The organism is Flavimobilis rhizosphaerae (assembly GCF_014852685.1).
In the GTDB taxonomy this organism is placed as follows: domain Bacteria; phylum Actinomycetota; class Actinomycetes; order Actinomycetales; family Cellulomonadaceae; genus Flavimobilis; species Flavimobilis rhizosphaerae.
This window is the reverse complement of sequence record NZ_JACZDF010000007.1, coordinates 42,660-55,736: the sequence shown is the minus strand read 5'-3', so window position 1 is coordinate 55,736 and position 13,077 is coordinate 42,660. Positions and strand designations below refer to the sequence as shown.

Sequence of the window (13,077 nt, the reverse complement as noted above, 5' to 3'; positions counted from 1 at the left end):
TGTGGCCTCGCAGAGCCACCGATGCGAGGAGGGACCACCGTCCGCGACGATCACCGGGATCGAGGCTTCCCGGCATTTCAAGGAGTTCCGCCACCCCTCCAGTGGCGCCCAGCTCGGCGGCAAGGCCCGCCCGGAGGGCTCGGTGGCGGGCTTCGACCTGACGTTCACGATCCCCAAGTCCGTCTCGGCGATCTGGGCACTGGCCGACGGCCCCACGCGGGCCCGTATCCAGGCCGCGCACTCTGCCGCGATCGACCAGACACTCACCTTCTTCGAGGAACGCGTCCTCCAGACCCGCTCGGGCTCCGGCGGCGTCGCGGCCGAGGCCACGCGCGGTGTCCTCGCTGGCGTCTTCCACCATTTCGACACCCGCGACGGCGACCCGCACCTGCACACCCACGTTGTCGTCGCCAATCGCGTCCAGCGCGCTCGTGACGGCAGGTGGCTCACCGTGGATTCCCGCGCCGCCTACAAGGCCGCGGTGTCGCTGTCCGAGACGCACGAGAACCTCCTGCTCGACGAGCTCGCTCGCACCTGCGGCATGGAGTTTGCCGAGCGCGAGGGTCGGGCTGCCTCGACGAGCTCGGCGGTCGTCCTGGACGCCGTCGGCGTGCCCGAGACGCTGCTCGAGGCGTTCTCCTCCCGGGACCGTCCGGTCAAGGGTCTCGGCTGCTGCCAACCTCCTGGCCGACCGCACCTAGAACGGGCGTCTATCAACGGCCCCGCACCCAGCGCACGAGTTCCGAAGTAGCTGCACGCACCGCACTGCCGGCTCTTCTTCTCCACGAAATCTGAACAGCCTCAGGAAAGTCATCGTTGGCGCGCGCGATCAACTCAGCGGACGGGCCTGCGCCAAGGCGGAGCAATACGACTGAAGCATCGTCAATCGTGAGCAAACCACGCTCGCCCACGATCGTCACCGCCACCGACTCCGGTCCAAACTCGACTATCCAGCGCAGCAGCGGTTCCCACCATGGATCCGCCGCTGTGAGATGAACGCGCTGGGAAGCGCGCACCTGTCGGCGCAAGGCAGGACTCAACGCTTGAGATCCCTGCTGATATCTCGCATACCACGGATACCAATCGACTGTCGCCTCGACCGGGCGAACCAGCGGAATCCATATAGAGAGGACTCTCGACGCTTCCGATATGTCCTCATAGTCGAGATAACGCCACTCTAGTGGCCGAGTGCGAGGCATATCCATCCTCCTAGAGTCTGGACCATGGTATCCCCGCACCAGCGATCGAATGGCCCCCGGGAAGACCCACGCCTCGCATTCCGACACTGCCTCCGCCGCGCGATATCCCCCCACGAGCCACGGAACGCGTGGCACTTCCCGCCTTCCTTCTGGTGCCTCTCGCCCCATCCTTAATGGCGTCAGCCACACCCGTCCGGACCGGCAAGTGGCTCGACCCGCGGTTATAGTGCCAGCTATTCCTAGGGTTCCACTCAATCCTACGGCTATGGTTCTGGCAATGAAAAACCGGGCGCCCCTTTCGCATAACGAAGTTAGGCGTGAAGTCACGCTGACGCTATACAGAGGTTCGGATACTCTCGCGGTCGGGCAGCTTCCACCGCGAAGCTCTGCCGTCGAGGTCGAGCTTGTTGATCGGGTCGTTCGGGTAGCCGTAGACCGACTCGTTGCCACCGACCACAGGGTCGAGCGCGGTGAACAAACCCGTGACCGAGTTGAACAGGCGCACCCCCATGAGCACAACCCCCGAGGCATCGCTCGCGCGCGCCTTGCCACCCAGCCACCCGTAGTCCAGCGCCCCGGCCTTCACCCCGGCACCCGTACGGTTGCCGTACTCGTCATACAGCGCCAGGCCCGAACCGTCCCCCGGCAGAGCGGTCCGCGCACCGCTCACGTCGCTCAGCGTGAGGGTGGCTACGACCGAGCCGATCGGGTCGGCGATCCCCACCGACGTCAGCGTCGCCTCAGTGGAGTCCACCTGCGTGTAGAGCACGTCGCCGGCGATCGCACACGCATACGAGCTCGTGCGCACCTGCCCGCCGGCCACCTCACGGGCCCCGGTCGGGTTGTCGGAGGTGTCGGAGTACACCCGCGTCACCACGCCCGAGTTCCCGCCCGTGGTGGTCGTCACCGAGCGGCGTGCCAGCGCGTCCAGGTCGAACGTCGTCGACGTTCCCCCTGTGGTGATCGACCTCGCGAGGTCGTCGTCGAAGTAGGCGATCTCGATGTCCGACCCACCCGGCCCGTCCCCGGCCGGCACCAGCGTCTGACGGCCCAGCGCGTCATACACGTAGGAGCCCTGGCCCGTCCCGGCGTTCTGGACACGGTCGGCCTTGTCATAGCTCCACGACCGCGACACTTCCGTGCCGCCAGCGCACTCACCGTCACCAGCGTCGGTCGTCAGGCTCGTACGGTTGCCCGCGGCGTCGAAGGTGTAGTTCCGGCTCGTGCAGACCCCGCCCGCGGTGTCCTTGACCTGGGTCAGGCGACCCGGGCGGTCATACCTGTAGGACTGGACACGTCCGTTGCCGTCGGGCGAGGGACCGTTCATCTGTGTGATCCGCCCCTGCTCGTCACGACCCAAGGCCCAGCTGTACGCCTCGACGCCGTTGATCGCGTAGGACAGCGCGGTCTCCTGGCCGGTGCGGTCATACGTGCTGGACTGCACCACGCCCCCCGGCATCGACTGGCTCCGCAGGTGGGACTGCTGCACGAACAGGTGACACCCACCCGTGGGCTGACCAGCACCGCTGAGAGGATGTCCCCATGTCCAAGCCCTATCCCCGCGAGTTCCGCGGGTGACGTCGTGCGCGTCGCCCTCGCCCGCGACCCCGGCGTGCCACTCGCCCGCATCGCCGCCGACTTCGGCATTGGCAAGTCCAGCCTGCAGAACTCCGATCCGAGAAGCCACCCAGCAAGCCCAGGCAACGACGACTTCAACGGCCCCCTCCGACACGCTCGAGGCCCGCGAGCTGCGACGCCGGGTCAAGCTCCTCGAACAGGAGAACGAAGTTCTGCGAAGGGCTGCGGCCTACTTCGCCCAGGCTCACCTACCGGGAGAATGAGCTACCCGCTCGTCCGTGACCTTGCCGCCGACGGGATTCCCGTCGCGGTGACGCGGGCGGGTGCTCAACCTCGCTCGCCAGCCCTACTACCGCTGGCTGAAGAACCCCATCACCGCTGCCGAGGCCACGCAGGCCTACCGCGCGAACGCGTTGCTCGACGCCCACCGCGACGACCACTGGGTTCGGGCACCGGATCCTGGCCGACGAAGCTCGCACGGCCGGGCATCCGATGGTTGATCGCACCGCGTGGCGTATCACTTCGGCCAACGACTGGTGGTCGGCGTTCGGCAAGAAGCGCGGCAAGAACGGCCGCCGCCCGGGCCCGCCCGTCCACGACGGCCTCTGCGCTCAGGTCGACGAGCACTGCCGCGCTCGCCACGTCTTTGCCGCCGGCGGCCCCGACGAGCTGTGGTTGACCGACATCACCGGGCACTCCACAGCCGAGGGCAAGGTCTACATGTGCGCGATCAAGGACGCCTTCTCCGGGCGGATCGTGGGCTACTCGATCGACTCCCGGATGAAGTCCCGACTGGTTGTGCGCGCGATCGAGAACGCGGTGGCGATGCGCGGGAACGTGGCCAGATGCGTCGTGCACTCCGACAGAGGGTCGCAGTTCCGTAGCCGCAAGGTTCTGCGGGTCCTGGCTCGTCACGGGCTCGTCGGATCCATGGGCGGGGTCTGCGCGGCGGGTGACAACGCGGCGATGGAATCGTTCTTTGCGCTGCTGCAGAAGAACCTCCTTGACCGCCGTGCATGGAGGACGCGGGCCGAGCTGCGGATCGCGATCGTCACCTGGATCGAGAGGACCTATCACCGCCGGAGGCGGCAAGACCGTCTGGGGCGGTTGACCCCCATCGAGTTCGAGACCATCCTGACCACTCAGGTCGCACTCGCAGCCTGAACCTGACTGTCACCTAACCGTGAAGCAGTCCCGACGTTGGTCAGCAGGACCCCGTCCAGATCGAGCGCGGCGCACGCCTCCAGCAGCAGCTCTCGGGAGCGGGCATCCCAGCCGATCCCTGCCTTGCGCATCGAGGCGCGGTACTTGCTCACCAGCTTCTCGGCGTCGGCAGTCTGTCCCTCTGCCACCGCCAGTCGACCGGCGTGCTCAGTGTCCCGCCACTGGATCTGCATCGCGTGGCCGTCGCTGAGCGCTTGCCGCTCCTGCGCGGCCGCGATCGCTTGGGCCACCGCCGCACGTCGGCTTCGTCGCAGGCTCACCGCGAGTCCCACGACGCACACGAGCAGCACAACCGTCACACCGATCCACACTGACCTGACCCAAGTCAGGTCAAAGTCGAAGGTATCGGCGCAGAAGAGACCACTACGAGGCACGCCTGTAGTTGGCCTCGGTGCCGCGACGTCCATGCAAGTCAGGAGTCACGATCGAGCAGAAGCGCCAGCATCCACCCTACCCGGCGGCCGGTGCAGTGACCTCGTCCGCAGGGAGCGGCTCGATGTTCACGGGAACATCCGTGGCTACTTGCGCCAGGCTTCGGAGCCGATCGACTTGCGCGTCTGTGAGGTCGGGCGGCGTCACCTTAAGCGTGATCAACGAGCCGTCCCTTGCCGTGTCTACCTTGAACACACTCACGCCCTCGGCGACGCCGGCCGCCCCTTCGACCGCCTCTGTCGCCGCGCGCGCTGCCGCATTCAGCTCACCTAGGCTGTGAACCGCGCTACGCACTTCGCTCGAAGCGTCGGGATGCTGCGCCAGAACATCGGACACCGAAGATGGGGGGGCACCCTTCCACCAGAGCACTACCTTGCCTCGATCGAGTTCGAGGGCCAGGAATCCCCTTCCCTCTCCGTCGAGAAAAGAGCCCACACTCCTGTCATCGGGGTCGATCAAGTCCACAAGCGCCTTCTCGAGCTCCAAGTTGGCAACCCCGTTGTCATCATCATTGCCGCTCGAACTGGGTGCACATCCTGACAGCACGAGCAGCATCCCGAGTACCGCTGCCACAGCGCGGCTAGACCACCGGTTACGCATTGCACACCACCTCGGTTCGGTTCGGATGTCGCAGGCCACTATCCCAGTCTCACACTGAAGTGCTTGAGGATCGTGGGGAGACTGGCGAAGATCACGCTCGATCCGCAGTTTCCAGTGCCACCCTTCAACCATGACCCGGAACAGCTGTACAAGCCGGAGATTGAGTTGATGATTCCAACACCATACTTCTCCCCTGACATCGAACGATAGACAGGCCCTCCGCTGTCACCTTGAGCCGCGGCTGCGACGCCTGCAACCTGAGTTGAGGCCACCGCATGCGTTCCAAAGGTCACGCCCATGGGGGAGAGTGCGTAGACGTTCTTCCCCGTGACCTTTAGGAGACAATGCTCGCCTGACTTTGCACCGCTCGTGCAGACGTAGGAGCCGAGCACAGTTGTTGCCGCACCAGCGAGTGCGCCAGACGTCGAACTGTTATAGGCCCCGGTGTAGATGCGATTTGACACTGACTGTGACGCCGGACGGACCATGGTCGCGTCAAGGCTCGGGGCGTTGCGGGCGGGCGAGCTGCTCCAACTTCCCAGCGTCGCCCCAGTTGGAGTCTTGACCGTTCCCGAACTCCCTGCTGGTAGACAGTGCTGTGCAGTGATGATGTACTTTTCTTTTGTGCTGTCTTTGGTCACCCCGAATCCAGAGGTGCACACCGCGTCCGACAAGTGGATCGCGGCGCCGCCGTACCACGGGCTAACGTCGGCCTGCCTCGACGCAGCGGAGACCGGCACTGCTGATTGAGACGCGTTGATGGCTACCTGCACACCTGAGACTTCGCTGAGTGTTCGGGCTGATTCCTGGTCCCCGGTCCCCACAGCGCGCGCATCGGCCCTCGAGGCAACTACGACCTCCAGCCCGTCCCAGGTTGAGGCTGCGGCGACGACGCGGACGTCAATCCCGGACGTCGCGAGCGCGCCAGCCTCTGCTGCGGCGACTACGCGCAGCTGAGCGGCGGTCAGCTCGTTGAGCGAGTAGCGGGTTCGGTGCGTCCTGACATGCACCTCCGGGTAGCGCGAGAGGATCTCCTGAACGGTCGGCGGAATGTCTCCGCTCCAGTAGAGATCGATGAGGTTCTCGACCGGGTCGATGACAACTGCGGTGAACCGGCTCTCAGCTCCGTCGATCGGGGCCGCTGTTCCCGTGCCGTACCGATCAGTGACTCTATCGATCTCGTCGGTGACCCGGATCAGGTGATCCTGGTTCCGCAGTATCACCTGATGTGAGGTGTCCGGGTCTCTGGAGTCAGCGGCGGAGGCGGGGACCCCTAGCCCGCTCGATACCACCGCAAGAGTCGCGGCAACAGCCGCAATGATCCGTGCGACCCGAGGTGTACGCCGCCTTCGCTGCATACTGCCCATGACTCGCTTGCCCCTTTGGAGAGCTCCCTGATGGTGACTGGAACCTACCGACGATGCACACATGCGGTCAAGAGGATGTGTTTTCGCGTTTCTCATATTGGGACGATGAGCGTTTCGTGACGGTTGGAGCTCGTCCCGTGCGCGTTCAAGCCGGAGTGCTGATTGACATGGCCACTCGAGCCCGCAGGCGGCGCAGTACGCGGTCCCGGTTGGTCCCTGGGCTTTGCCACCGGGCGATCGACTTGAACCCTTCGGGGCCATCACCAACATGACCAGACCCGCCGGTGCCCGTACCGATGACGACGCGGGCACCGGACCTCACAGGGCCATACCAGCGTCCTTGGGGTCACCCCACCGCTCGAACATCCACTCCTCGTCCGGGGACAGCTCGAACCTCTCCAGAGCCAGGTCAGCGCGCTCGGCCGGCAGGCCGACCTCCCGCGCGAGCGCCGCACCCTCGCGGATGGCTGCACCCATCTGCTCCGGTGGCAGGCCTTCAGTCACGTCCTGGCAGATCGAGCGCAGCAGACTCCCCTGAACGCCGGCGTCTGCGTGGGCCCAGGCGATCTCCTGCCCCCACGCGCGGATGACGTCGGCCGGGATCGGACCGGCGCCGTCGTGCCCACGCGCCCACTCCGCACCGAGCGCTGCCGCCGCAAGCAGCGAAGAGTTGGGCCACGACGCCTGCAGCTCGCACGTGAGCTCTCGGCACACGTAGTCGTCCTGCATCGCCCGCTCCATGACCAGCGGCACCAGCCTGGGGTCGTCCGCCAGGACCCAGCCCACCTCGACATCACGAACCGGAGGCTCCAGCGGCGGCACAGACCTACTGGAGTCGTCGCCTCACGGGGAGGGTGGCGTTCGACGTAGACGATCTCTCGCAGATCGCCGACCTCATCGGCGTCGAGCCGTCGAACTTCTTTGCCACGTCAAACGAGAGGAGCCTCCGCCCTCGTGGTGAGGGCGGAGGCTCCGTTACGCTCCCGCGACTGGACTTGAACCAGTGACCGTCCGATTAACAGTCGGATGCTCTGCCAACTGAGCTACGCGGGATCGCGTGGCCTGCCGTAGCGGGCCGAGAAGAACTATAGCAGCGTTACAGCGGTAGTCCGACCGCGCTCCGCACCCGCGCCTCCGTGGCCTGCACCACAGCCCTCGTCGCAGGGTCATCAAGGTCGACATAGCCGTCACCCAGCACCTCGGAGAACAACTCGTCATGCTCGTCGCGGCGGACCGCGACGCGAACGGTGCCACCTCCCGGCAGGTCGGCGCTCTCGCGGTGGACGACGCTCGCGACGACACGTTCGCGCAGCGTGCGAGCGAACGCCTGGGGCGTGCGGTCGACGAGGTGGAGGCGGGTCGGCGGTGTGCCGTCGGCCCAGCGGATCGACAGCACGTTGATCTGCGCGTCGACGGCGGCGTGATCGACGTCGCACCAGCGGCGTACGAGAGGATCTCCGTCCCGTTCGACGACGACGTGGTGAGCGGTCGCGAGCGCCCACCGCTCGGGCAGGTCGGCGATGCGCACGTCGTCGCGCGGCGCGACGCCGTCGGGCAGGATCTCGACGCGCGTCCCGGCGACGGCCTTCTCGCCGACGGCGCGGAGGGCAAGGTCGGCCTGGACGGCGGGGACGGGTCTGCGGAAGAGCGCCATGGGTCCACGGTAGCCCGCCGTCGGTGTCCGACACGGTCGCGTGAACGTTCACAGCGCGTCGTAGGATGACCGCGGCCGCACGACGACGTCGGCGCCCCGCCCCGTCGTCCGAAGGTCCGCCGTGCCCACCGAGAACTCCCCCACCCCACTCTCCTCCGCCCGTCGAACGCTCGCTCTCCTCGCGCTCGCCCTCGGCGGCTTCGGCATCGGCTGCTCCGAGTTCGCGTCGATGGGCATGCTCCCGCAGATCGCCGCCGACCTCGTCCCCGGCTTCGCGACCGACCCGGAGGTCGCGATCGCCCACGCGGGTCAGCTCATCAGCGCGTACGCCCTCGGCGTCGTCGTCGGTGCCCCGACGCTCGCGGCGCTCGCCGCACGCGCCTCGCACACACGCCTCACGCTGTGGCTGCTCGCGGCGTTCGTTCTCGGCACCGCCGCGTCGGCGCTCATGCCGACGTTCACGACGACGCTCGTCGCCCGCTTCGTCGCCGGGCTCCCCCACGGCGCGTACTTCGGAGTCGCCTCGCTGCTCGCCGCTCGCCTCATGGGCCCCGGCAAGCAGGGTCAGGGCATCGCGCTCGCTCTCTCGGGGCTCACGGTCGCAAACATCGTCGGGGTGCCCGCCGTGACGTGGCTCGCGCAGACCTCCGGATGGCAGACGGCGTACCTCGCGGTCGCGGGCATCTTCGCCGTCGCGTTCGTCGCCGTGCTCCTCACCGTGCCGCACGTCCCGGGCGACCCAGGACGCGACCCGCGGACCGAGCTCGCGGCCTTTCGCCGCGGACCGCTGTGGCTCATGATCGCGGTCGCCTGCATCGGCTTCGGCGGGTTCTTCGCCGTCTACTCCTACATCGCCGAGACCGCGACCCGGCGTTCCGGGCTCACCGAGAGCGCCGTCCCCTGGCTCCTCGCGGCCGTCGGCGTCGGCATGACCGTCGGTAACCTCGTCGGCGGTCGCTACGCGGACCGGGCACGCGACCGCGCGGCAGTCGTGGGTTTCGGCGCGTACATCGCCGCCCTCGCGCTCCTAGCGATCGCCGGCGGCTCCCCCGTCGGGCTCTTCGTCACGACGTGCGTCCTCGGCTTCACGTCGAGCCTCCTGCTGCCGGCCGTGCAGTCACGGCTCATCGGCGCGGCAGGCGACGCTGCGCTGCTCGGCGCCGCGACGAACCACGCCGCGTTCAACGTCGGCAACTCCCTCGGCGCGGCGCTCGGCGGAGCCGTCATCGCCGCGGGCTTTGGCTACCTCGCGCCCGCCTGGGTCGGGGTCGTGCTCGCGACGCTCGGCCTCGCGCTGCTCGGCGCGTCGATCGCGTGGGAGCGTCGGACGTGGCCGACCGGGCTCGCGGCCTAACGCCCCGGCTCCCGCTCCCGGCGTCCGCTCCCCGCTCCCGGCTCCCGCTCTCAGAAGAATCCGCGTAGACGGTCGACGGCAGATGCCATCGACGCGGATTCTTGGTGCGGCAGGGGCACCTCGCGCGGGGCGGTAGATTGTTCCGGGGTCGCACGACCCCCAGAGGCATTAGCTCAGTCGGTCAGAGCAGCGGACTCATAATCCGTCGGTCCTGGGTTCAAGCCCCAGATGCCTCACCACAGCGCCCACCCCCCGGGTGGCGACCACGCGCTCAGGCGGGCCCTGCCACCCGGGCCCGGAGCCTCACTGCCCCGCGGACGCCTCACGCAGCAGCCGCCGCTGCTGCTCGAGCCGCAGCAGCTCGGCAAAGATCTGCTGGTAGGACTCGGGGTCGCGCTCCGCGTCGGTGCGCTGGAGCGCCGAGCGCTGGTCCGCGATGCGGCGCGTCACCTGCATGTCGACGAGGGCGTGGACGACGCCACGCACGTAGTCGCCGACGGCGCTCTCGCGGTCCTCGGGCAGCGGCGACACGGCCAGCTCCCCGACGAGGCCCGCGACGGGCCCCGCAGATTCTTCGACGACGGCCGCGACCCAGCGCGCCGGGTCGGCGGCCCCGACGGCACGCACCCCTCCGGCGGCCCGGATCGCCTCGTGGACGGCCCGCCACGCCGGCACGGAGAACGCGTCGGAGCCGAGGTCGTCGAAGACGTCGGGCGTCTCCCCGGGGTGCTGGAGCACAGCCTCGAGCACCTGCCGCTCGAGGCGCGCGACGGGGTCCCGCCGGTCGGGCACGGTGAACCCGGCGCCCGCCGCCCCGGGTGCGAGGTCGGCGACGACTGCGCCCGACGGGACGTCGTCGGCCGCGTGCCGTGGCTGCCCCAGCGAGCGTTCTGCCGCGAGGACGGCACGCCGGACGACGTCGGCCTCCATCCCGAGCCACCCCGCGAGCTGACGCGCGTACTCCGCGCGCAGGGCGCGGTCCCGGATCCCGGCGACGACGGGCGCCGACGCGCGGAGCGCGGCGATCCGACCCTCGGCGTGTGCGAGGTCGTGGGCCCGTAGCGTCGAGCGCACGACGAACTCGAAGAGCGGCTCGCGCGCGTCGACGAGCGCCTGCACCGCCTCAGGGCCGTGTGCAAGACGGAGGTCGCACGGATCCATGCCGTGCGGTTCGACCGCGACGAACGTCTGGGCGTAGAAGCGCTGGTCCTCGTGGAAGGCTCGCAGCGCGGCCTTCTGCCCGGCAGCGTCGCCGTCGAACGTGAAGATGATCTCGCCGCCCGTCGAACCGCCTCCCGCGAGCTGGACCCCGGCGCCCGAGGACGTGTCGCCGACGAGTCTCCGTACGACACGCACGTGGTCGCTGCCGAACGCCGTGCCACACGTCGCGATCGCCTGCCCGACGCCCGAGAGGTGGGCCGCCATGACGTCCGTGTAGCCCTCGACGACGACGACGCGCTTGGTCCGCGCGATCTCACGCTTGGCGAGGTCGAGCCCGTAGAGCACCTGTGACTTCTTGTAGAGGACGGTCTCCGGGGTGTTGAGGTACTTGGGTCCCTGGTCTTCCTCGAGGAGCTTGCGGGCACCGAAGCCGATGACCTCGCCGGTGACGTCACGGATCGGCCAGATGAGCCGCCCACGGAAACGGTCGTAGACGCCGCGGGTGCCCTGGGAGACGAGTCCCGCAGCGAGGAGCTCCGCCTCGGTGAAGCCGCGCCCGCGCAGGTGGGTGAGGAGCGAGCTCCAGCCCGCGGGAGCGAAGCCGACGCCGAACTGCTCGGCGACGGCCCGGTCGAAGGACCGCTGCGCGAGGAACTCGCGGGCCGGTGCGGCGCCCGGGGTGAAGAGCTGCTCGGCGAAGAACTGCGCGGCGGTGCGGTTCGCCTCGACGAGCCGCTGGCGGCGCCCCGGTTCTTCGCCGCGACGCTGGCCGCCGCCCTCCTCGTAGCGCAGCGTGATGCCGGCACGGCCTGCGAGGTACTCGACGGCCTCGGTGAAGCCGAGGCCGTCGATCTTCTGGACGAAGCTGATGACGTCGCCGCCCTCGCCGCAGCCGAAGCAGTGCCATCGACCGACCTGAGGGCGGACGTGGAACGACGGGGTGCGCTCGTCGTGGAAGGGGCACAGCCCCTTCTGTGACCCGACGCCCGCAGGCTTGAGCGTCACGTAGGAGCCGACGATCTCCTCGATGCGTGCGCGCTCGCGGACGGCGTCGACGTCCTCCCGCTTGATCAACCCGGCCACGTGGCGAGTCTAGTCGGCCGCGTACGGCGGTTCCGCCCCGGTGGGCGCACGACGAGGTGCCCACAGGCGGCCGCTCATGCACGTCGTCCACAGGTTCCCACCACCGCGCAAGACGCGAACGAGTGCTCTCTCAACGCCCGCGTCCCGCGGCCGCCGGCGCGTCAGAACACGGGGCCGACGAGCCGCGCGTGCCATTTCGCCGCCGAGACGTCGGTGAGCGACGCGACCTGGTCGATGATGACGCGGAGTCGCGCGCCGTCGTCGGCCGCCTCGTGCCAGTCGGCCGCGAACGCGTGCTCGAGAGCTGTCGGAGCTCGGTCGACGAGCACCTCGACGAGCTGCCGGAGCACCTGCCGCTGCGCCATGTAGAGCGGCTCGGACTCACGTGGTGCCATGACGTAGGCGACGGCGACGCCCTTGAGGACCTGAATCTCGGCGGCGGTCTGGTCAGGTACGACGAGGCTCGCCGCATAGCGCGTGAGCGGCCCCTCGCCGTAGCGGGCGCGGGTCGCGTCGTGCGCAGCCCCGCAGAACCTGCCGATGAGCTGGCTCGTCGAGTCCTTGAGGCGCGCGAGCGAACGCCGCGAACCATCGAAGCCCATCGGCCACAGACCGTCGTTCGCGAGCCGCGCCATGGCGGCATCAAGCTCGTCGGGGGTGAACCGGTCGCCGTACCACGTGGTGACGGCATCGATGACCCGGCTGCGCTCGGCGTCCTGCGTCATGAGCGCGAGGTCGAGCTTGCCGCCGACGATCGCGTCCTCGACATCGTGCACTGAATAGCTGATGTCGTCGGCGAGGTCCATGACCTGCGCCTCGATGCACTTGACGCCGTCGGGCGCGCCCTGACGCAGCCAGTCGAACACCTCTTGATCGTCCGGGTAGACACCGAACTTGTGGGTGAGCCGGCCCTGCGGCCCTTCCCAGAGCCGCCACGGATACTTCACCGAGGCGTCGAGGCTCGCGCGCGTGAGGTTGAGACCGACCGGGCGTCCGTCGGTGTCGAACGTCTTGGGCTCGAGCCGGGTGAGGAGCCGGAGCGTCTGGGCGTTGCCCTCGAACCCTCCGATGTCCTTGGCGACCTCGGCGAGCTCGCGCTCACCGTTGTGCCCAAAGGGCGGGTGTCCGAGATCGTGCGCAAGGCACGCCGAGTCGACGACGTCCGGGTCGCAGCCGAGCTGCTTGCCGAGCTCGCGGCCCACCTGAGCGACCTCGAGCGTGTGCGTGAGGCGCGTCCTGATGAAGTCGTCGCTCGACGGTCCGAGCACCTGGGTCTTGGCGCCGAGCCGGCGCAGCGCCGAGGAGTGCACGAGCCGAGCGCGGTCACGCTCGAACGGCGTCCGCGCCTTCGACTTTGGCGGTTCGGCCGCGAGACGTTCGACGTCACAGACGTCGTAACCGGGGATCGCAGGGTCGAGGGGCACG

Annotated in this window: 10 protein-coding genes, 2 tRNA genes and 1 pseudogene; 4 read left to right on the top strand and 9 right to left on the bottom strand. The window is 68.6% G+C overall.

What is annotated here, in order from left to right:
• Window position 1 precedes the first annotated feature (1 nt).
• Window positions 2-751 (top strand): MobF family relaxase, encoded by a 750-nt coding sequence (gene mobF / locus IGS67_RS11775; RefSeq protein ID WP_192281291.1) that lies wholly within the window; start codon window positions 2-4, stop codon window positions 749-751.
• Window positions 752-1,533: 782 nt separating this feature from the next.
• Here the strand turns inward: mobF and IGS67_RS14520 are convergent.
• Complete coding sequence (locus IGS67_RS14520; protein WP_407925823.1) at window positions 1,534-2,265, bottom strand: hypothetical protein; 732 nt, start codon at window positions 2,263-2,265, stop codon at window positions 1,534-1,536.
• A gap of 468 nt (window positions 2,266-2,733) precedes the next feature.
• Between IGS67_RS14520 and IGS67_RS11765 the strand changes: the two are divergent.
• Window positions 2,734-3,941: pseudogene (locus IGS67_RS11765) on the top strand (IS3 family transposase).
• On the opposite strand, the gene IGS67_RS11760 reads toward IGS67_RS11765, so the two are convergent.
• The 6 genes from IGS67_RS11760 to IGS67_RS11735 all read right to left on the bottom strand — a co-directional run bounded on the left by IGS67_RS11760 (window position 3,920) and on the right by IGS67_RS11735 (window position 8,054).
• On the bottom strand, window positions 3,920-4,300 hold the full coding sequence (locus tag IGS67_RS11760; protein ID WP_192281288.1) for a hypothetical protein: 381 nt from the start codon (window positions 4,298-4,300) through the stop codon (window positions 3,920-3,922). The pseudogene IGS67_RS11765 and the gene IGS67_RS11760 sit on opposite strands and share 22 nt — an antisense overlap.
• 151 nt (window positions 4,301-4,451) lie before the next feature.
• The gene (locus IGS67_RS11755) at window positions 4,452-4,919 is read right to left on the bottom strand and encodes a hypothetical protein (protein ID WP_192281286.1); all 468 of its coding nucleotides are present in this window, start codon (window positions 4,917-4,919) and stop codon (window positions 4,452-4,454) included.
• A 152-nt stretch (window positions 4,920-5,071) separates the two neighbouring features.
• The gene (locus IGS67_RS11750; RefSeq protein WP_192281284.1) at window positions 5,072-6,400 is read right to left on the bottom strand and encodes a chymotrypsin family serine protease; all 1,329 of its coding nucleotides are present in this window, start codon (window positions 6,398-6,400) and stop codon (window positions 5,072-5,074) included.
• Window positions 6,401-6,718: 318 nt separating this feature from the next.
• A complete protein-coding gene (locus IGS67_RS11745; RefSeq protein WP_192281282.1) occupies window positions 6,719-7,222 on the bottom strand; it encodes a hypothetical protein in 504 nt (167 codons plus the stop codon).
• Between the two features lie 158 nt (window positions 7,223-7,380).
• Window positions 7,381-7,453, bottom strand: a tRNA-Asn gene (locus tag IGS67_RS11740).
• 43 nt (window positions 7,454-7,496) lie between these two features.
• Entirely contained in the window at window positions 7,497-8,054 is a 558-nt protein-coding gene (locus IGS67_RS11735; RefSeq protein WP_192281280.1) for a hypothetical protein, read from the bottom strand.
• A 121-nt stretch (window positions 8,055-8,175) separates the two neighbouring features.
• Between IGS67_RS11735 and IGS67_RS11730 the strand changes: the two genes are divergently transcribed.
• Both IGS67_RS11730 and IGS67_RS11725 read left to right on the top strand, forming a co-directional pair.
• On the top strand, window positions 8,176-9,408 hold the full coding sequence (locus IGS67_RS11730; RefSeq protein WP_192281278.1) for an MFS transporter: 1,233 nt from the start codon (window positions 8,176-8,178) through the stop codon (window positions 9,406-9,408).
• Window positions 9,409-9,570: 162 nt separating this feature from the next.
• Window positions 9,571-9,647: transfer RNA gene (locus IGS67_RS11725), tRNA-Ile, on the top strand.
• A gap of 64 nt (window positions 9,648-9,711) precedes the next feature.
• On the opposite strand, the gene dnaG is transcribed toward IGS67_RS11725, so the two are convergent.
• Both dnaG and IGS67_RS11715 read right to left on the bottom strand, forming a co-directional pair.
• Window positions 9,712-11,652, bottom strand: a complete 1,941-nt coding sequence (gene dnaG, locus IGS67_RS11720; RefSeq protein WP_192281276.1) for a DNA primase — start codon at window positions 11,650-11,652, stop codon at window positions 9,712-9,714.
• 161 nt (window positions 11,653-11,813) lie between these two features.
• A complete protein-coding gene (locus tag IGS67_RS11715) occupies window positions 11,814-13,076 on the bottom strand; it encodes a deoxyguanosinetriphosphate triphosphohydrolase (protein ID WP_192281274.1) in 1,263 nt (420 codons plus the stop codon).
• Window position 13,077 lies beyond the last annotated feature (1 nt).

Excerpts from the sequence above, each read along its gene's own strand:
- IGS67_RS11750 (WP_192281284.1), bottom strand. The coding sequence starts at position 6,400 with ATGGGCAGTATGCAGCGAAGGCGGCGTACACCTCGGGTCGCACGGATC.
- IGS67_RS11735 (WP_192281280.1), bottom strand. The coding sequence starts at position 8,054 with ATGGCGCTCTTCCGCAGACCCGTCCCCGCCGTCCAGGCCGACCTTGCC.